The organism is Pectinatus brassicae (assembly GCF_014201835.1).
Classification (GTDB): Bacteria; Bacillota; Negativicutes; order Selenomonadales; family Selenomonadaceae; genus Pectinatus; species Pectinatus brassicae.
Window position 1 is genome coordinate 1 of record NZ_JACHFH010000030.1, and the last position, 19,015, is coordinate 19,015.

The following is a 19,015-nucleotide window of genomic DNA, read 5'->3' on the forward strand; positions in this document are numbered from 1 at the left end:
CATGACAGAGATATAAATGCCGCCATAAACATTCGCAATGAAGGACTAAGAATTTTAAACACAGCAGTGTAATAACATATATAAGAACCGTAGGAGCTACGGGGATAGCCTGTGGAGATAATGTAAGACGTGAATTTTGCGCAACTATCTGTGAAGCAGGAACCCCGCGACTTTAGTCGTGGGAGGTTCAGATTATGAAAAAAAATAATATGGAGGAAGTTAAGTTATTGGCTCATCCTCAGGTATTTGATAAAAAAATTGCCGATGGTGAAGATGTCGGAAGCCCATATACAGAAAAAGATTTAAAAAAAATATTTTCCTTGTCATTGTCAAAAGAGCCACAATGGATTACTGCGAAAATGGTTTTTTTAGGAGAAATACCGCGTATTACTGATTTTGAAAATAAGGAACCAATTGGCGTTTTTTATGATGAAACTTGTCAGGTGCCGGACTTTGTCAGTGATGATTCTGCTATAGTGTATAAATCAGAGCGGGGACTAGTTATTATAACGGGGTGCTCCCATGCGGGGATATGCAATATTATTGCTTATGCTAAAAAAATATGCAGTGATAATAGGGTATGTTCAATAATAGGCGGTATGCACTTATTGGATACTAAAAAAGAGATTTTACAAAAAGCTGTTGATTTTATGGAAAAATGTAATATAAAGGAAATTTATCCCTGCCATTGTACGGACTTAAATGCCAAAATTACTATGGCTAAAAAACTGCCGGTAAGAGATTTAGGCGTAAGTTCTATTTTTAGTTATAAATAAAATGAAATATTCATATAGCATTGGCTGGTTGAATTTTAGATAACTAAAAGGCTCCCCTATAGGGGAGCTGGCAGCAAAGCTGTCTGAGGGGTTAACCCTTCTGACTTGACTTCGTCAAGCTACCTTCCCTAAAGGGAAGGCTTAAGGGACATACTAGTTTAGTAACTAGTACAACACGAATTCATAAAATAAATCATAATAGGAGATATGGAATGAATATGCAGGAACAAAAGTATAAATATCTGGAGTTATTAGCAGAAAAATATCCTACACGTCAATCTGTTTATGCCCAATTGATTCATTTGAATGGAGTATTGAGTCTGCCCAAGCCTACTGAACATTTTATGAGTGATTTACATGGCGAATATGAATCATTTTTTCATATCTTAAATAACTGTTCAGGTGTTATAAAGGAAAAGGTAGCAAAGGTTTTTGAAAATAGTATGTCAGATGATGAACAGGCAGATTTTTGTACGCTGATATATTATCCACAGGAAAAATTAATGGCAATGCGCAAAAATAATCTGCTCACACCGGAATATTATAAAAAAATGATTTTAAATTTGCTGGATTTAGCCAAGTTTATGTCACATAAATATCAGCCGCGTGAAGTTAATAATGCCATCCCAGAAGGCTATGGAACAATTATTGAGGAATTATTGCGTGGACGGCCTGAAGCCGATTATGTACCGCGTGTGTATAGGGAAAAAATGCTCACAACACTTATAAGTATTGGTAGTGGTGATGATTTTATTATTGCGTTTACAGTACTGATAAAAAGATTGGCAGTAGCCAGACTACATATTGTAGGCGATTTTTTTGACAGAGGGCGTCGTCCTGATGCTATTTTAGATATGATTATGCAGCATTATAGCATTGATATTCAATGGGGGAATCATGATGTATTGTGGATGGGGGCAGCATGTGGCAGTGAAACCTGCATTGCTGAGGTAGTCCGTCTTAGCCTGAAATATGATAATATTGATGTGCTGGAGCGGGGATATGCTATAAGTGTGCGGCCATTGTTTTTATTTGCCTCTAAACTATATCCGGCTGATAATCCTAATGTTGCGGCACAAAAGGCTATATCAATTATCTTATTTAAGCAGGAAGCGGCACTGATAAAACGTAATCCCGAATTTGGTATGCAGTCGCGAATTCTGCTTGATAAAATAGATTATGAAAAGAAATGTTTTGTCTTAAAGGGAAAAGCTTATGAATTAACAATTACGGACTTTCCCACAATAAATAGAGCTAATCCTTTGGAGTTGACACTTGATGAAAAATTAATAATTAAGGATTTACGGACATCGTTTATGGCAAGTCCGCAACTGCAGCGCCATGTACAATTTTTATACCAAAAAGGCAGCATTTACAAATGTTATAATGGTAATTTGTTATTTCATGGCTGTGTGCCGGTAGATAGTAAAGGTGCATTTAAGAATATACGCTTTGAAGGGAAAAATTATGCAGGGCGGGCTTATCTTGATTATGTTGACCAGAAAGTGCGTCAAGCTTATTTTGATGGTAAAGACCAGCATACTATAGATTTTATGTGGTATTTATGGTGTGGTATTAATTCCCCTGTATCTGGCAGAAAAATGAAAATATTCGAACGAATTTATTTAAAGGATAAAAATTTGTGGGAAGAACCAACTGATGAATATTTTTCTTATTATGACAAAGAATGGTTTTGCAAAAAAATATTGCAGGAATTTAATTTAAATCCGAAACATGGTCATATTATTAATGGGCATGTACCGATAAAGGTAAAAGATGGTGAAAGTCCGATTAAAGCATCAGGAAAAGCTATTGTTATTGATGGCGGATTTTGTCGAGCCTACCATAAGAAAACGGGGATAGCTGGTTTTACATTAGTATCTAATTCGCGTGGACTTAGACTTATCGAGCATCGTGATTTTAGTAATGTACAAACAGCGTTGATGAACAATAAGGATATTGAATCAGTTTCTAAATCAGTGGAAGTACAAAGTTACCAGACCACTATTGCCGATACTGATGAAGGTGAAATAATCCAGGATAAAATAAATGATTTATATCATTTAATGCTATTATATAAAAATGGTATATTAAAACCATTGGAATAACATAAAAAATACCTTATAAATTTTACTTGTAAAATTTATAAGGTATTTTTTATGAAATGGCAATATTACCAGGGAATGATTTTAAATAAAAATACTGCCAGCAAACCGCCAATAAATGGTCCTAATATAGGAACAAAGAGACAATACTGCCAATCAGGATTTTCTTTATATTTTAACGGCATTAAAATATAAGCAATTCTTGGGCCTAAATCGCGGGCAGGATTAATAGCAGTGCCGGATAAACCGCCGAAACACATAACAATAACAGTTATGATACCGCAGACATATAAATTATTTACACCAGTAGCAGAAGCACCGACAACATTAGCTATACCTAAAACGGAAAATACTAAAATAAATGTACCGATTAATTCATTTAAAAAATTTCTGGGCAGATTACGAATACTGGGAACTGTACAAAAACAGCTGCGCACGATAGTTGTATTTTGCGTCACATTAAAATGATCGGCAAATAGTACATATACAAGAATAGCACCTAAAATAGCGCCTAAAAGTTCAGCAATAATGTATCCAGGTACAACCTGCCAGGAAAGCTGGCCACCAGCGGCAAAAGCCAAAGTTACAGCGGGATTAAGAAAACCGCCGGAAGCCTTGCCAAATATATAAGCAGGCAGTAAGACAGCCAAGCCCCATCCAATGGAAATGTGCAAGGCACCACTGCCTTTCATGCTGGATTTTTCTAGTGAAATATTTGCCATACCGGCATTACCAATAAGAACTAACATCGCTGTCCCGATAAATTCTGCGACATATGGAAGCATATAAACACCTCTTTTGAATTGTTTAAATATTTTAATAAAACTAAATACAATATAACAAATATATGATCGATATATATTTAATAATTACAAAATATTTATTCACAATATTATCAAATTATCACCATAAAAGCAATAAGATATTCAAAAATTAATTAACGCTAATTCCAAATTCGGATAAGAATCTAGAATCAGCGTTAATTATCATAGGTAGAATTTATATAAAAGCAGGATGTATAAATCTAAATTTGTTAAAATGGCATAAATAACAAACTAAAAAAAGATAAGGGGTAAGGAGAATTAAATTATATAATCCTGCGTTTATAATTTAGCCAAAACGGAATGAAACACCGAATGTTCCTTGCGGATACTTCCAATCCAAAGCCTTGTGTGAACACATTACCCGACAGGTTCCGCATTCAAGGCACCCGGCATAATCAAACTGGATTTGTCCGTCCTGTCCTAATTTATATAGTTTTGCTGGGCAGACTACCAGACATGGTTTTTCTGTGCATTTAATACATTTTTCTTTGTCTATAACTACATGGGGATTATCTTCGTCAACAGCAAATTTATCAAGCCCCAGCAGTTCGTCTGTTTGTTGTTTTTTTACTGTCATATTGCTCTGAACCCCCTCCAGCCATCAGATATAAGTTCAAACAGGCTTACATGGCTTTTCATGATGTTTTTAAGGGCACCGGTCATTTTGGGTGGTACTTTGCCGTCTACTTTAAACATAAAGTCCATTGTTTCGTTTATCATATCCGGATATTTTTGTACCATTCTTGGTATTGAGGTTATCTGCGGCCAGCCGGCAAATAGTTTCATTGTCGGTACTAAGGAAAGCTCTTCGAGGTTTTTCATGTACTGAATACCAGGCTGTTCGCTTTCTTTTAGTATGGCTTTGGCAGCAGCTACGCCGCTGACGATGGCAAGGTCAATCCCTCTTATTATTGTTCCGGTGTTAATGCAAAAGCCTGCAGCATCACCAACCATTAAAAAGCCATCCCGATAGAGTTTTTTTGGTACGCTGTTCCAGCCGTTTTCCGGCACAAGATGGGCGCTATATTCAGCAGTAGTGCCGTCACTTATAAGTTTCTGGATGGCCGGATGCATTTTAAAGTCCTGATAGATATCTGCTACCGATTTGTCCTGTTTGGCAAGTTCAGCTGGGCTTACTACCATGCCTACGGATACACTGGTCTTGTTGGTATAGATAAAGCCGCCGCCTTGTATTCCGCCAGTCTGGCCTAAGATCATGCGGGCTGCGCCTTCGCCTTGCCCAACAGCAAATCTATTGTTTATAACATCTTGTGGCAGTTCGATTATTTCTTTGATGCCAACGCCTACTTCATGTCCGTTCCATTCTTCTTTTAAGCCGGCTTTTTGTCCCATCAGGGAGTTTACACCGTCGGCGGCTATTACGATATCGGCATACATTTCATCTTCGCCAGCTTTTACACCGACAATTTTATCATTTTCCATTAATAAATCATCGACTCGTATGCCGCTGGCAATCATAGCGCCCTGTTCTTCGGCTTTATCGGCAAACCATTGGTCAAATTTTGCTCTTAGTACGGTAAAGGATTGTGGTATGCTTGTATTTTCTTCAAGGTTTTCGTTATAGTAATCGATAGTAATACCCTGTTTTTCACTGAGCATCATTATTTGTTCACGGACTACCTGACGTTCAAGGGCCGCATCTTTATACAGCCCCGGTTCTACAAGTTCCAGGGCATAGGTATAAAGACGGCCGCCTGTTACGTTTTTACTGCCGGGACAATCACCACGTTCAATTACCAGTACGTTTTTTCCTTCACGGGCCAGTATATATGCACAGGCGCAGCCGGCAGGGCCTGCACCTATGATGATGGCGTCAAATTTTTCTTCGTCGCTCATTTTCTATTCCTCCGGCTTTATTTAACCAAGTTCTTTTGTAAGCAGTGGTATTATTTCATGCAAATCGCCGACAATACCATAATCTGCTGCGGCAAAAATAGGGGCATTTTCATTGGTATCGACAGCTACTATTACTTTAGAATCACGCATACCGGCAACATGCTGAACCTGTCCGGATACTCCCATGGATATGTAGAGATTGGGTTTTACTTTTGCTCCGGATAAGCCTACATATTTATCAGTGGTCAGCCAGTGATAATCTTCAGCTACGCTTCTGGTACAGCAGATCTGGGCGTGCAGTTTTTCTGCCAGTTCTTCAGCAAGTTTCATATCATTTTGGTCACTGAGGCCGCGGCCTACACAGACCAGTTTTTCAGCGGTAGCTATATCGTTATCCTGATGGACTATCGGGCAGACATTGCCAACTGTAATGGTTTTAGCTTCTGGCTGTATATCGATATTTTCGGTATCTCCCTGATGGTCACTGTCTTGTGCGGCATCAAAGGTACGTGGTTCAATTGTTACAATACTGCCATGACATAATTCTTCGGTACATACGGCAATACCGCTGTACATTATGCGTTTGGTTTCAATAACACTGCCGCTGCCTTCAATTGCAAAAGCATTATTTACAAGGCCCGTCTGCAGTTTAGCTGCAATTATGGAAGCGGTTGTTTTACCGCGCAGGGTGCCGCCGATTAATACGACTGTCGGATCTTTTTCTTTAAGGATATCAGCGATTATCTGGGCATAGCTTTCCGGCCATGGATGGTCGCTTTTAAGACACAGTACATGGTCAGCCCCTTTTTTTATAAAGCTTTCGCTGTCCTGTTCACTAAAGTCAATGACATTAATTTTTTCATTTAAGCTATTTGCTAATGTTTTGCCGGCAGTCAATAATTGTTCTGTTACAGGTTGTTCTTCTGAGTATATATATATTCCAGCCATAATTATCCTCCTTATGCCAGTCCTTCTTTAGCAAGATCACTGACAAGTGCTTTTACTTTTTCAGCACTGCTGCCATCCTGGTAAAGTTTATTTTTACGGTTCATAACAAAGCCCTGTATCGATTTTACTTTGTTTTTAACAGTAAGTTCAGCATCGCTTAAACCTAGATCTGCTAATTTAATTTCTTCTACAGGTTTTTTGGATGCTTTAAGGACCTGCTTTAAGCTGGGAATACGCGGCTTATTTATTTCCGGCAGCATACATACTACTGCCGGGAAGCTGGCTGTTACATCTTCTGTGCAATTGCCAATGCTGCGTGTAGTTGTTATAGCATCATCTTTTACAGCGGTTTTTGTTACAAAGGTAAGCGCCGGTATATCTAAAAGTGCTGCCACCCTTGGTCCTACCTGCTGTCCGTAACTGTCTTCAGAACCTTCACCAAAGAAGATAAGATCTGGTATGCCTACTTTTTTTATAGCTGCGGCTAATATATTAGCAGTCACGAAGCCGTCAGTATTTTCAGCTTTTGCATCATTTACCCAGTATGCTTTTTCTGGTCCGCGTGATAAAGCATCTTTTAATGATTGTTTGGCTTTACTTGTACCAAATGTTAAGCAGGTCACCTCGGCAGCATTATTTTCTGCCTGAAGTGCCGCTTCCTCGATAGCATTTTTATCATATTCGCTTATTTTCCATTTCGCCATACTCATATCTACTTTTAAGTCGGCAGCGATTTTAATATCCTGTTCATCTGGCACCCATTTATAACAAACTATAATTTTCATTTTTATTCCCCTAACACGTACTACATTGTTAAATTAAGCTTTTTTAGCAAACTTACCGGTAAATTCCGCTTTTTCCTTATTAACAAAAGCATTCATACCAAGCATCTGGTCTTCACTGCCAAAGCAGGTACCAAAGTAAAGTGCTTCATACTGCATAGCATTTGGAATACTCATTTCTACGCCGCGGTTGATCGCATCCTTAGCAAATCTTACGGCACTCTGGCTCTTAGCAATAATGGTTTGGGCAATTTTTTTCGCTTCAGACAAAAGTTCTTCCTGGCTGACTACTTTTTGTACAAGACCTACACGCAGTGCTTCTTCCGCACTGATCATATTTGCCGTATAAATCATGTATTTAGCCATACCGGCACCAATCAATCTAGGAAGACGCTGGGTACCGCCAAAACCAGGAATAATACCAAGACCTACTTCAGGCTGGCCGAATTTAGCATTTTCTGAAGCTATACGGATATCGCAGGCCATAGCTATTTCACAGCCGCCGCCTAAAGCATAACCATTAACAGCTGCGATTACAGGCTTTGCTCCTTCTTCAATTTGTAAGAAAGTATTTTCGCTTTTTTCAGCCCATTTGCGGCCTTCTTCAATATTAAGCATACGCATTTCCTTAATATCTGCACCAGCAACAAAAGATTTTTGTCCAGCACCGGTAATGATGATTACCTGTACAGAAGGATTAGCATTTAATTCACTAAATACAGACCCAATTTCAGTCATTAAAGAACTATTTAAAGCATTTAAAGCTTTAGGTCTGTTTAAAGTAACTATAGCTGTACCATTATCTAATTCCACTAATAAATTTTCATATTGACTCATCTTAAGCAACTCCTTTAATTTTTCCTTTTACTATTTCAGAAGCAAGACCCATTGGGCCTTCCTGGAAAATTCTGGTATCCATTGTTTTTAACTTCTGGGAAACTTTTACCTTGGCATTAATCTGGTCAAGGACATCCTTTTGCAGATCCACTCCCGGAGCTATTTCCGTAAGTACCAGCCCTTCTTTGCCCAGTTCAAAGACAGCCCTTTCAGTTATATAAAGTACTTTCTGTCCATTTTCCTTAGCATATTCAGCACTGAAAGTAATCTGTTCTACCTGGGGTACGAATTTTTTCTTGCGGCCTTCCTGTAAGATATGGAGTTCATTATTTTCAACTTTTACACGCAAACCACCAGCGGTTAATGTGCCACAAAAAATTATTTTTGGTGTGTTTTGCGATATGTTGATAAAACCGCCGCAACCGGCAATTTTAGGTCCAAACTTGCTTACATTAAGGTTGCCGGCACTATCTACTTCAGCAATGCCCAGACAGGTAACATCCAGATTGCCGCCATCATAAAAATCAAACATACTGGAATGACAAATTGTCGATTCAGCATTTAATGTTGCACCAAAACTGCCACCAGCAGCAGGCAGACCGCCAAAACCACCTGATTCTACTGTCATAAGCAACGTATCGCCAAACCCCTCTTCAGCAGCAACTGAGGCAACTCCTTCCGGCATACCGATACCAAGATTAGTACGGCAATGCGTATCAAGCTCCATAGCTGCACGACGAGCGATTACTTTGCGTTCATTTAATGGAAGGGGTGGGATTCTGTTAAGAGGAACTTTTACCTCACCAGTATAAGATGGATTAAAATATTCATCATTTGTCTGCATGAATTTATCTTTATCACCGATGACAACATAATCTACGAGGGAGCCAGGAACAATTATGTTTTTCGGAGCCATAGAACCAGCAGCAGCCAATCGTTCTACTTCTGCAATAACTATGCCACCAGCAGCTTTAGCCGCAGCAGCAATGGAAAAAGCTTCGGTGATTACGGCTTCACGTTCCATAGTAAGATTACCATGTTCATCAGCAGTACTTGCTCTTATTAGAGCTACATCAGTAGGAAATGTTTTGTAAAATAAATATTCTTCACCATCAATTTTTTTTACTTCAACGATATCTTCAGTAGTGGAAGTATTTAATTTGCCGCCTTCTACGCGTGGATCAATAAAGGTTTTTAAACCGACTTTGGTTAAAATACCAGGTTTTTTGCCGGCAGCAGCACGAAATAAATGCGTTACTACACCCTGCGGCAGATTATAGGCTTCAACTTCATTGGCAGAAATTAATTTACCAAGACGTGGGGCAGTAGCATAATGGGCACCAATAACACGTTTTAGTAATCCGGCATGACCATAATAATTGTTGCCGCGATGGTCGTTATCACCAACACCGGCACTAAACTGATATGTTAAGTCACGGGGATGACCTGTTTTTAAAAAATGTTCTTCAATAGCAGAACTTATGGTTTGGGGATGCCCTGAACCGATAAAACCAGTAGTGCTTACATGAGCTCCGTCAGAAATCATTTTGACGGCAGCATCTTTAGTTATGAGTTCCATAAATATCCTCCTAAAATCCTTGTAGCTTATAAATTAAAATTTATATTACCTGCTATAAATTGTTGAAAAGTATAGCAAGTAATATATTAATTTATTTTTTAGCGAAGTAGGCTGCCGGCAATAACCATACGTTGTACTTCACTTGTACCTTCATAAATGGCAGTAATTCTTTGATCGCGATAGAAACGTTCTACTTTAAAGTCTTTAATAAAGCCGTACCCACCATGGATTTGAATAGCTTTAGAACAAATAAATTCAGCAGCTTCAGCAGCAAATAATTTAGCCATAGCAGCTTCTTTACTGAAAGCAACGCCGCGACCGGCAGTTTCAGCAGCATTGTATACAAGAAAACGAGCAGCCTGCAATTGAGTTTCCATATCAGCCAGCATCCATTGGATAGCCTGTTTGGTAGCAATGGGTTTACCAAATTGAACACGTTCTTTGGCAAATTTAACTGCTTCATCAAGTGCTCCTTGAGCGATTCCCAAAGCCTGGGCAGCAACACCAATACGTCCGCCGTCAAGAGTCATCATGGCATATTTAAAGCCTTTTCCTTCTTCACCAACAAGATTTTCTTTAGGAATATGACAGTTTTTAAAGATAAGTTCAGATGTATGAGAACCGCGAATGCCCATTTTATCTTCATGTTTGCCTATTTCAAAACCAGGGGTGTTTTTTTCAACAACAAAGCAGCTTAGGCCTTTTACTCCTTTTGCTGGATCAGTAAGGGCAAAAATAGTATAAACATCGGCAATACCGCCATTTGTTATAAAGCATTTAGTACCATTTAAAATATATTCAGCACCATCTAAAGTTGCAGTGCAGGTTCCGGATGCGGCATCTGTGCCAGCACCAGGTTCGGTTAAAGCAAAGGCACCTAATTTTTCTCCCTTGCACATAGGTACAAGATATTTTTGTTTTAATTCCTCACTGCCCCATTTGTATATAGGATTCATTGATAAAGAAATATGAGCTGAGTATATGATGCCGGTTGAAGCACATACGCGGGAAATTTCTTCAACCATCAATATGTAACTAAGATAATCAGCTTCTGCTCCGCCATATTCTTCAGGATAAATCATCCCCATATAATCGTGGGCGATGAGTTGTTTGATCGTTTCTTCAGGGTGACGGCCTGTTTTATCGATTTCAGCAGCGATTGGTTCACAATAGGTTTGGGCAAATTCACGAGCATTTTGTTGTACAAGAGCCTGTTCTTCAGTTAATTGAAAATCCATTGATACATCCTCCTAAAAATGTAAAAATCTGAATAAGTGATATTTTTATTTAATTCTGGTAACATAAAACAATAGACGCAATTAGCGTGCCAATTCATAAAACATATGTAATCATAAAAAAAATAAATGCTTAAAAGTCCAGTATAATAAAGAAGTGAAAATAAATAAAAAAAAATAATACAAACATTTATAATAGTTATTATCAATGTTTGCATTATTGAAAAAATGTTGAATAAGACAATTTTTTATAAGACATCGACACTACAGAATGAAAAGTGTCGATTCTACAAATTAATCTGTATTTAGGTTGTATTTTTTTATTTTTAAATATAAGGTAGAACGATGCATACCTAATAATTTTGCGGCCAAAGACTTGTTGCCATTGGCATCGATTATGGCTTTAGCTATGCGTGCTTGTTCGCCATCAATTATAGACGTGTCTGATTTTAGTGTCTGATTATATTCTCCTAGTAAATCAGTTGGTAAATGTTTAGCTCTGATAAGAGAACTATCTACTGTTGTACTTATTTGTTCAATAAAATTGATCAATTCACGTATATTTCCTGGCCACAGACACTGTTTTAAAATATCAATTGCTTCTGGGGAAAAGGTTTTGGCTGAAACATTTAAGCGTGTGCAAATATCAGGAATAAGCGCATCCAATAAATCATCAATATCATCTTTACGCATGCGTAAAGCGGGAACGTCAATGCAAACTACATGTAGACGATAATATAAGTCTTCACGAAATTTACCAGCGGTGACGAGTTTTTGCAAATTTTGATTAGTAGCGGCTATGATTCTGACATCGCAGGTACGGGCTGTTTCTCCACCAACACGTTCAAAGACCTTGTTTTGTATTACGCGCAGTAATTTTGCCTGCATATTAAGGGGCATATCGCCAATTTCATCAAGAAATAATGTACCACCCTCAGCTAATTCAAACTTACCTTTTTTGCCGCCTTTTTTGGCACCAGTAAAAGCTCCTTCATCATAGCCAAATAATTCTGATTCTAATAATTCAGAAGGAATAGCGGCACAATTTACGGCAATGAATTTTGCTTTTTGCCGCTGGCTGGCAGTGTGAATGGCTTGGGCAAATAAATCTTTACCAGTGCCGCTTTCGCCTTGTATTAACACAGTAGTATCGGTCGGAGCAACTTTTGCAGCTAAATTTTTGGCTTTTAGTAAAGCATTTGATGTTCCAATAATGTTTTCAAAAGTAGCTAACTGATGTATATTTGCTGTCTTTTTTTTGTTGTTTGTATCAATCAGCTGTTTATTGCGTTTTAAAAGGCGTTCGACCTCATTAATGTTTTTAAAGACAGCTTGGCCGATGGCTCCGATTATTTTGCCATCCTTAAATATTGGCAGTCTGTTAACAATAACTTTGCGTTCGTTTACTGTCTGAACTGCACCAAATTCCGGAATACCCGTATGTAAAACTACTGGTACACGTGAATTTTCTACAGCATTTTCAACATGATGGCCTATGAGATTTTCTCGCGGTATGCCCATAATATCTTCATAGGCATGGTTGGCATAATAAATTTTTTGATCAAGGTCAACGGCTATAATACCTTGGCAGATACTTTCAAATATGCAGTTAAAGCGGTCTAAAATATAAGTTTGCTCATGAACTTGATTTAAAAGGGCTTTTTCCCGTTCAGAGCTGGCCTTGATTGTAATAATGCCGCCAACAACACGATAGCCTGCCAGAATGGGAGCACGACTAATAATTAATGAATTATTGTTAATTTTTAAAGTAAGTCCTATTTCAGACCGGCCTGTTTGCATCATCTCAGTTAAACCATGTTCAATAGAAAAATCACTGGCTAAATGGCCTACAGCGTATTTAATCGAAGTATTTAAAAGATCAGCTGCTGTTTTATTTATTTGAGTAATAATTTGTTTTTCATCAATGATAATTATGCCGCTGTATGATATGTCAGCTAATTGTTTGACAGCGTTTTCGGCACGGCGCATGCGTTGGTATGATAAATTAAAAACATCAGCTTTTCCTAATAGACCAACTAAATTTCCGAAAGTATCCGTAACAGGGGTGTAACGAAATAAAATTTTAATTTTATCTAATGAGTCTTCGGGATGGACTGAAACAATGTTTTTAGTCATGATTTTATCGATTGTAGTATGTGGATTTTTGTTGCAATTATCAAATGTAATTAATAAATCAGTTTTTGTAAGTATACCACACAGTTTATTTTCTCTTGTCATTATAGGGATAGCCTTAGTATGATATGTATTAAATAAATTTATTGCTGCGTGCAAATGCTCATCGGCATAGAGGGTCAAGGGATTTTCTTGCATCAAATCGCGTACCAACATAGTATGATCATCCTTTTCTTGATAGTAGAAAATAATAAATGGTATTTATTATAATGCTAAATACCATAAAAATTCGCAATATTGCATTATTTTAAACAATAAATAATGAAGAAATGGGGAACTGTTAGCCATTATTTATTAATATCCAACAGTTCCCAGAATAATTTTTTAAATGTCTTTTTTTATTTTATAACAAGCAGCATACATTGTTGGTAAAACCAGCAATGTGAGAACAGTTGCTATTAAAAGCCCGCAGGCAATAGCGGCAGCCATTGGCCCCCAAAAGGAGCTGGACATAAGGGGCAGCATGCCCAGTATGGCAGCAGCGGCAGTCAACATTATCGGTCTAAACCGCAGTACTGCAGAATTAATTACAGCATTCCAAGGCGTTTCACCGGCAGCAATATGTTTTTGTATTTGGTCAATTAAGATAATGGAATTTCGTATAATCATGCCGCTTAGAGCTAATATGCCTAATTGGGCAACAAAGCCCATAGCTTTGCCGAGGAAAAGCATGCCGAAACTTACACCGATTATACTAAGTGGAGCAGTAAGCAGGGTAAGCATTAATAATTTGCCATTTCTAAGCTGAATCATTAACAATGTCATTATTACAAAAATCATCACAGGGATAGGGACAAGTAGAAAATTAACGGCATCGGTACTGTCAGCTAAGGAACCGCCGGCTTCGATACTGTAGCCTAATGGAAGATCATCCCGCAATATTTTTGTAGCATCATAAGCTTTTTGGGCAGCATCGTTAGCTGTACCGGAGTTAATATTAGCCTCTACTGTTATAGTCGGTTTTAAGTTGCGGCGCCATATGAGACCGTCTTCGGCAGAATACGTAATTTTAGCAATTTGGTCTAAAGGCACATAGCCCGCCGTGCCTAAATAAATTGGCAGGTTTCCAATATCAGATAAATTGGTATGAGTATTATTATTTATACGAAAGGTAATACCAATTGTGCGGTCTTTAAAATAATATTGGGCAGAGGATAAACCATTTATTTCACCATAAAGTGTTTGGGCAATGGAATTGCCAGTTACACCTAAAGCACGCAGTTTATTTTGGTCAAGTTCCAAATGCATAATTTTGCTTTTTTCATTCCAATTGAGATGGATATCTTTATTATTAGGATCTTTAGCAATAAGTGTTGAAACTTTATTGGCCAGGGTACGCACTTTATCCTTATCGTAGCCGGAGACGCGAAGCATAATAGGATAATCAGCTGGCGGACCTGTCTGGATAAATTTTATATTACTGCGCACACTAGGAAAATTATTGTTTAACTCATTTTCAATTTCATTGGTAAGTTCCTTACGGGTATTAACATCTTTAGCAACAATTATAAACTGGCTGAAATTATCGGCTGGCAGTTGTGGGTCAGTTGTTAAAACAAAACGAGGTGAGCCTTTTCCTACATAATAGGAGAAGTTTTTGATATGCTGGTTATTTTTATTTAAAAATGCAGCAAATTTATTAGAGGTTTCTTCCGAAGCTTTTAATGAAGAACCTTCTGGCAGCTGCATATCAACTATTATTTCCGGTCGCAGGGAAGGTGGGAAAAATTCCTGTTTAATAAAATGCAGCGAGTACACTGCTAAGATAAACAGAGCAATAGTAGAACTAAGGATAATTTTTTTGTGCTCTAAACAATAAATTAAAATTTTACGAAACAATATATAAAATTTACTTTGGTAGAGCTGTTTAGTTTTATGTGCGGTATCTGAGGTTTTTATGCGGATAAGATAGTAGCCGAAAAGTGGTGCAACCATTACTGATACTAGCCAGGATAAGCATAAGGCAATACTTATGACTGGGAAAAGACTCTTACAAAATTCGGAAGCCATTCCCTTGGCAAAGGCAACCGGGATAAAACCAGCGCAGGTTATAAGTGTCCCGGTCAGCATCGGTTTAGCCGTGGCATTAAAGGCATAACAGGCAGCTTTAAAACGGTCAAGACCATTTTCCAATTGTACACTCATCATTTCAACAGCAATTATCGCATCATCAACTAAAAGTCCCAGTGAAATTATCAGTGCACCTAAAGATACCTTTTGCAGATTAATATCAAGTAAGTACATTAAGGCAAATACGCCGGCCAGTACCAATGGTATACATCCGGCTACTACCAGACCAGTTCGCAGGCCTAAGCTTAAAAAGCTTACAGCAAGGATGATGATAATGGCTTCACGTAAAGTGCTGATAAATTCACTGATGGATTCCTGTACAACTTGGGGTTGGTCAGATACCTGATGAATTTCCATGCCTAAAGGCATATCTGGTTTAATTTTGCCAACTAAAGAATTTAAATTATGGCCTAAATTTAAGATATTGCCGCCAGCCTGCATCGATACAGCAATACCTATAGCTGGCTTGCCATTAAAATACATTTTGGGATCAGGTGGGTCGCTGTAGCCATGTGTCACGGAAGCAATATCACCTAAACGAAAATTTTTGCCGTTGGCACTGATGGGGATATTTTCAATGGAATTAATACTATCTAAAATACCACTGTAGCGAATATAGACATTATCAGACGTTGTTTGAATCATGCCGGCAGGTGTTAATTCATTTTGAGTTTTTATAGTATTACTGATTGTCTGGGGGCTAATTCCCAATTCGGCTAGTTTTTCATTGGAAATAGATATGTAGATTTTTTCTTCTTGTACACCTAGTAATTCAACTTTTTGTACTTGAGGAAGATCAACAATGAGCCGGCGAATTTTTTCTGCCTGCTGGCGCAGTTCTTCATACGAGTAGTCTTTACCAGTGACAGCATAGATAGATCCATAAACATCATCAAAACGGTCATTATAATAAGGACCATAAACACCATCGGGTAAATTTACTTTTTCGTCCTCACAAAGATTGCGAACTTCCTTCCAGGTTGAGCGGATTTTACTGCTATCAACATCTTGCCGCAGTGCTACATAAATTATTGACTGTCCCGGGCGAGAGGAACTTTTAATATAATCAAGACCAGGAGTATCCTGTAATTTTTTTTCTAGTTTATCGGTTACCTGTTCTTGCATTTGTTTGGCTGTGGCACCTGGCCAGCTTACGGAAACAATCATCTGGCGAATGGTAAAAGAAGGGTCTTCCATTCGTCCTAGTTTAAAATAAGAAAAAATGCCGATGATAAAGATTATGATGATAAAGTACCATACTAAATCCTTGTTTTTTAAAGATAATTCAGTGAGGTTTTTCATGTGTTATCACCTGGAGCAGAAGCGCTTATACGTATTTTTTCGCCTTCGTGGAGTTTTTGTACGCCGGCAGTAACAATGATTTCGCCTTCATTTATGCCGGAAACTTTTATATAATTATCTTTAAAAGTTTCAACTTGGACATTTTTTAGAGATACAGTATTATCTTTATTCACAATCCAAACTTTAGGAATATTATTTGTTTGGTAAATGGCAGATAAAGGAATAATATATTGATTTTTTGCGGATTCAGTGGAATTGTTTTTATAGATTATGTTAGCAGTCATTCCTAATTTTAAGGTGTTAGGCGGATTAGGCAGGGATATCTTTACCAGATATGTACGTGTAGAAGAATCAGCAATTGGCGAGATTTCACGTATAATGCCATCACAGGATATATTACTGAGAGCCCAAAACGACACGGTAACATGTTGACCAGCAGCGATATTATTAATTTGATTTTCAGGAATATTTGCCTGTACTTCGAGTTCATTACTTTGTACAAGGGTCAAAATAGTCTGACCAGCAGAAACTACTTGACCAGCCTCAGCATTAATAGCTGTAATTACGCCGTCAGCATTGGCACGTAAATTAGTATAACTCAGAGAATTATGCTGTTCTAAGGCTTGGGCAACGGCTTGCTGATAAGATGAAAGAGCTGAATCATAGGTGTTTTGGTATTGGTCTAAGGTGGATTTGGCAACAGCATTTTGACTGTAGAGTTGTTTATAACGGCTTAAATTGCTTTTAGCCAAGCTTAAATTAGAATGGGCGGCATCTACATTGGCATCACTTTGGTTTACTTGTTGAACGACATCCTTACTGTCTATTAGCATGAGTACATCGCCAGCGTGTACAGTATCACCAATATTTACATTACGATGCAGAATTTTGCCGCCTACCTGAAAGGAAAGGTTACTTTCATAGCGGCCATGAACCGTGCCGGGATATTTATTGGCATTTGAGCTGTTGTTTATTGATACCTGTAAAGTTTTTACCAAAGGGGCTTTATCAGCAGGGTTATTTTGTTGACTACATCCTGCAACCAATAAAATAACTGCTAAAATATAAAGTATAATAAAAAGTTTTTTTTGCATTTATTTATCTCCTCATTGTATAGCAATAAAATTTTATTGCTGCGATGTTGAAGTATAGCTAATACTTAAAAAGAGAGAAGTTCAAATATGTTTTATGGCAGCTGTATATTATTCAGAAAAAAAGTGTTTAATTAATTTAGTTATTGATACCTGATCGTTTATGCCCATTGTTTCGCGAGCCGAATGCATAGCCAGGATAGGAATACCAATATCAAGTGAGCGCATTGGCATATTAGCAGAAAGGATTGATCCTAAGGTAGAACCACCTTTAGTGTCAGCGCGGTTGACAAAAAGCTGGTAATTAATGTCATGTTTTTGGCAAAGCGACTTAATAATACCAATAGCTTCGGCATCATTAGCATAAGATTGGCTGGCCGCAATTTTTATTGCAGTACCATGATTTAATAAGGGCAGATTAGTTGGATCAGTTTTTTCAGGAACATTAGGATGCAGGGCATGAGCAACATCAGCTGATAATAAAAATCCTCCGGCAATAGCAGTTAGATAATCAGCATGGGAAAAACCGAGACTGTCATAAATTCTTTCAATAATATGCGGCAGAATAAATGAACCAGCTCCTTGTTTGGTGCGGCTGCCGACTTCTTCATTGTCAAATAAAGCAATTATATTGATTCCTTGTTTACGTGATCCAGTAAGCAGTCCATCCAGACATGCTTTAACCGAGGTGATGTTGTCAAGTCGGTGTGAGGAAATAAATTCTTCATTATAACCAAGCAGACAGCCGGTTTCAGCGGGATAAACTGTTAATTCATAAGAAAGAATATCTTCCGGCGAGCAAGCGGTTTCTGTAGCTAATAGTTCAATAATTAAGTCATTAGTTTCTTTGCTGGAATCAGTCATGGAAAATAATGGCAGCATATCTTTTTGGGGATTCAGGCTTATTCCTTCATTTATTTTTCGATTCATATGGATTGCAAGATTAGGAATAGTCAATAAAGGTTTTCGAAAATCAACTAGATTTACTTTAGGTGAAAATACATTATTGCTTTTTAAAACGACTTTACCAGCAATGGATAATGGTCTATCCAGCCAGGTATTTAAAATCATGCCGCCGTAAATTTCAATATTTAATGATATATATTTATTTTTTTCTATAGTTGCTGCTGGTTTAATACGCAGGCAGGGAAAATCGGTATGGGCAGCGGCTATTCGTAAATTATGCAAAGGTTTATCATTTATAGTAAAGGCAATAATACTGGAATCATATATTTTAGTGTAGTAAGCATGCTTTTTTTCTAAATGCCATTCTTTTGTTGGCAGTAGTTCACTAAAACCAGCTTTTTTTAATATAGTTTCACTTGCTGTTACTGTGTGAAAAGAAGATGTTGATTGCGAGATAAAATCCAACAAATCTGCCGCTGTTTTTTGTATATTCATAGTAATACCTTCTTA

14 protein-coding genes are annotated in these 19,015 nt (G+C 37.7%); 2 read left to right on the forward strand and 12 right to left on the reverse strand.

Annotation, left to right across the window (positions count from 1 at the left end):
• Nucleotides 1-194 precede the first annotated feature (194 nt).
• The gene (locus HNR32_RS10510; RefSeq protein ID WP_183862432.1) at nucleotides 195-776 is read left to right on the forward strand and encodes an MBL fold metallo-hydrolase; all 582 of its coding nucleotides are present in this window, start codon (nucleotides 195-197) and stop codon (nucleotides 774-776) included.
• Between the two features lie 212 nt (nucleotides 777-988).
• Nucleotides 989-2,884, forward strand: a complete 1,896-nt coding sequence (locus HNR32_RS10515; protein ID WP_183862434.1) for a fructose-1,6-bisphosphatase — start codon at nucleotides 989-991, stop codon at nucleotides 2,882-2,884.
• A gap of 65 nt (nucleotides 2,885-2,949) precedes the next feature.
• Here the strand turns inward: HNR32_RS10515 and HNR32_RS10520 are convergent, their stop codons facing one another.
• The 12 genes from HNR32_RS10520 to HNR32_RS10575 all read right to left on the reverse strand — a co-directional run bounded on the left by HNR32_RS10520 (nucleotide 2,950) and on the right by HNR32_RS10575 (nucleotide 19,000).
• Entirely contained in the window at nucleotides 2,950-3,666 is a 717-nt protein-coding gene (locus tag HNR32_RS10520) for an MIP/aquaporin family protein (RefSeq protein WP_183862436.1), read from the reverse strand.
• A gap of 325 nt (nucleotides 3,667-3,991) precedes the next feature.
• Nucleotides 3,992-4,282 (reverse strand): ferredoxin family protein, encoded by a 291-nt coding sequence (locus HNR32_RS10525; protein ID WP_183862438.1) that lies wholly within the window; start codon nucleotides 4,280-4,282, stop codon nucleotides 3,992-3,994.
• Nucleotides 4,279-5,562 carry an FAD-dependent oxidoreductase gene (locus HNR32_RS10530; RefSeq protein WP_183862440.1) on the reverse strand — a complete coding sequence of 428 codons (1,284 nt, stop codon included), beginning with the start codon at nucleotides 5,560-5,562 and terminating at the stop codon, nucleotides 4,279-4,281. Before HNR32_RS10530 ends, HNR32_RS10525 begins: the two co-directional genes overlap by 4 nt.
• A gap of 21 nt (nucleotides 5,563-5,583) precedes the next feature.
• Nucleotides 5,584-6,510 carry an electron transfer flavoprotein subunit alpha/FixB family protein gene (locus HNR32_RS10535; RefSeq protein ID WP_183862442.1) on the reverse strand — a complete coding sequence of 309 codons (927 nt, stop codon included), beginning with the start codon at nucleotides 6,508-6,510 and terminating at the stop codon, nucleotides 5,584-5,586.
• 11 nt (nucleotides 6,511-6,521) lie between these two features.
• A complete protein-coding gene (locus HNR32_RS10540; protein WP_183862445.1) occupies nucleotides 6,522-7,295 on the reverse strand; it encodes an electron transfer flavoprotein subunit beta/FixA family protein in 774 nt (257 codons plus the stop codon).
• 33 nt (nucleotides 7,296-7,328) lie between these two features.
• On the reverse strand, nucleotides 7,329-8,129 hold the full coding sequence (locus HNR32_RS10545) for an enoyl-CoA hydratase-related protein (RefSeq protein ID WP_183862447.1): 801 nt from the start codon (nucleotides 8,127-8,129) through the stop codon (nucleotides 7,329-7,331).
• A 1-nt stretch (nucleotide 8,130) separates the two neighbouring features.
• Nucleotides 8,131-9,708 carry an acyl CoA:acetate/3-ketoacid CoA transferase gene (locus tag HNR32_RS10550; protein ID WP_196611081.1) on the reverse strand — a complete coding sequence of 526 codons (1,578 nt, stop codon included), beginning with the start codon at nucleotides 9,706-9,708 and terminating at the stop codon, nucleotides 8,131-8,133.
• Nucleotides 9,709-9,806: 98 nt separating this feature from the next.
• Nucleotides 9,807-10,946 carry an acyl-CoA dehydrogenase gene (locus HNR32_RS10555; RefSeq protein ID WP_183862449.1) on the reverse strand — a complete coding sequence of 380 codons (1,140 nt, stop codon included), beginning with the start codon at nucleotides 10,944-10,946 and terminating at the stop codon, nucleotides 9,807-9,809.
• A gap of 291 nt (nucleotides 10,947-11,237) precedes the next feature.
• The gene (locus tag HNR32_RS10560) at nucleotides 11,238-13,292 is read right to left on the reverse strand and encodes a sigma-54-dependent Fis family transcriptional regulator (RefSeq protein ID WP_183862451.1); all 2,055 of its coding nucleotides are present in this window, start codon (nucleotides 13,290-13,292) and stop codon (nucleotides 11,238-11,240) included.
• A gap of 168 nt (nucleotides 13,293-13,460) precedes the next feature.
• Complete coding sequence (locus tag HNR32_RS10565; RefSeq protein ID WP_183862453.1) at nucleotides 13,461-16,508, reverse strand: efflux RND transporter permease subunit; 3,048 nt, start codon at nucleotides 16,506-16,508, stop codon at nucleotides 13,461-13,463.
• Nucleotides 16,505-17,602 (reverse strand): efflux RND transporter periplasmic adaptor subunit, encoded by a 1,098-nt coding sequence (locus HNR32_RS10570; RefSeq protein WP_183862455.1) that lies wholly within the window; start codon nucleotides 17,600-17,602, stop codon nucleotides 16,505-16,507. The genes HNR32_RS10565 and HNR32_RS10570 overlap by 4 nt, the downstream gene beginning before the upstream one ends.
• Before the next feature lie 108 nt (nucleotides 17,603-17,710).
• On the reverse strand, nucleotides 17,711-19,000 hold the full coding sequence (locus tag HNR32_RS10575) for a M18 family aminopeptidase (RefSeq protein ID WP_183862457.1): 1,290 nt from the start codon (nucleotides 18,998-19,000) through the stop codon (nucleotides 17,711-17,713).
• Between the last annotated feature and the right edge of the window lie 15 nt (nucleotides 19,001-19,015).

What these genes read in the sequence shown, in the direction of transcription:
- HNR32_RS10525 (WP_183862438.1), bottom strand. Translation starts at nt 4,282, where the DNA reads ATGACAGTAAAAAAACAACAAACAGACGAACTGCTGGGGCTTGATAAA.
- HNR32_RS10540 (WP_183862445.1), bottom strand. Translation starts at nt 7,295, where the DNA reads ATGAAAATTATAGTTTGTTATAAATGGGTGCCAGATGAACAGGATATT.
- HNR32_RS10545 (WP_183862447.1), bottom strand. Translation starts at nt 8,129, where the DNA reads ATGAGTCAATATGAAAATTTATTAGTGGAATTAGATAATGGTACAGCT.
- HNR32_RS10530 (WP_183862440.1), bottom strand. Translation starts at nt 5,562, where the DNA reads ATGAGCGACGAAGAAAAATTTGACGCCATCATCATAGGTGCAGGCCCT.
- HNR32_RS10510 (WP_183862432.1), top strand. Translation starts at nt 195, where the DNA reads ATGAAAAAAAATAATATGGAGGAAGTTAAGTTATTGGCTCATCCTCAG.
- HNR32_RS10570 (WP_183862455.1), bottom strand. Translation starts at nt 17,602, where the DNA reads ATGCAAAAAAAACTTTTTATTATACTTTATATTTTAGCAGTTATTTTA.
- HNR32_RS10515 (WP_183862434.1), top strand. Translation starts at nt 989, where the DNA reads ATGAATATGCAGGAACAAAAGTATAAATATCTGGAGTTATTAGCAGAA.
- HNR32_RS10550 (WP_196611081.1), bottom strand. Translation starts at nt 9,708, where the DNA reads ATGGAACTCATAACTAAAGATGCTGCCGTCAAAATGATTTCTGACGGA.
- HNR32_RS10555 (WP_183862449.1), bottom strand. Translation starts at nt 10,946, where the DNA reads ATGGATTTTCAATTAACTGAAGAACAGGCTCTTGTACAACAAAATGCT.
- HNR32_RS10575 (WP_183862457.1), bottom strand. Translation starts at nt 19,000, where the DNA reads ATGAATATACAAAAAACAGCGGCAGATTTGTTGGATTTTATCTCGCAA.
- HNR32_RS10535 (WP_183862442.1), bottom strand. Translation starts at nt 6,510, where the DNA reads ATGGCTGGAATATATATATACTCAGAAGAACAACCTGTAACAGAACAA.
- HNR32_RS10565 (WP_183862453.1), bottom strand. Translation starts at nt 16,508, where the DNA reads ATGAAAAACCTCACTGAATTATCTTTAAAAAACAAGGATTTAGTATGG.
- HNR32_RS10520 (WP_183862436.1), bottom strand. Translation starts at nt 3,666, where the DNA reads ATGCTTCCATATGTCGCAGAATTTATCGGGACAGCGATGTTAGTTCTT.
- HNR32_RS10560 (WP_183862451.1), bottom strand. Translation starts at nt 13,292, where the DNA reads ATGTTGGTACGCGATTTGATGCAAGAAAATCCCTTGACCCTCTATGCC.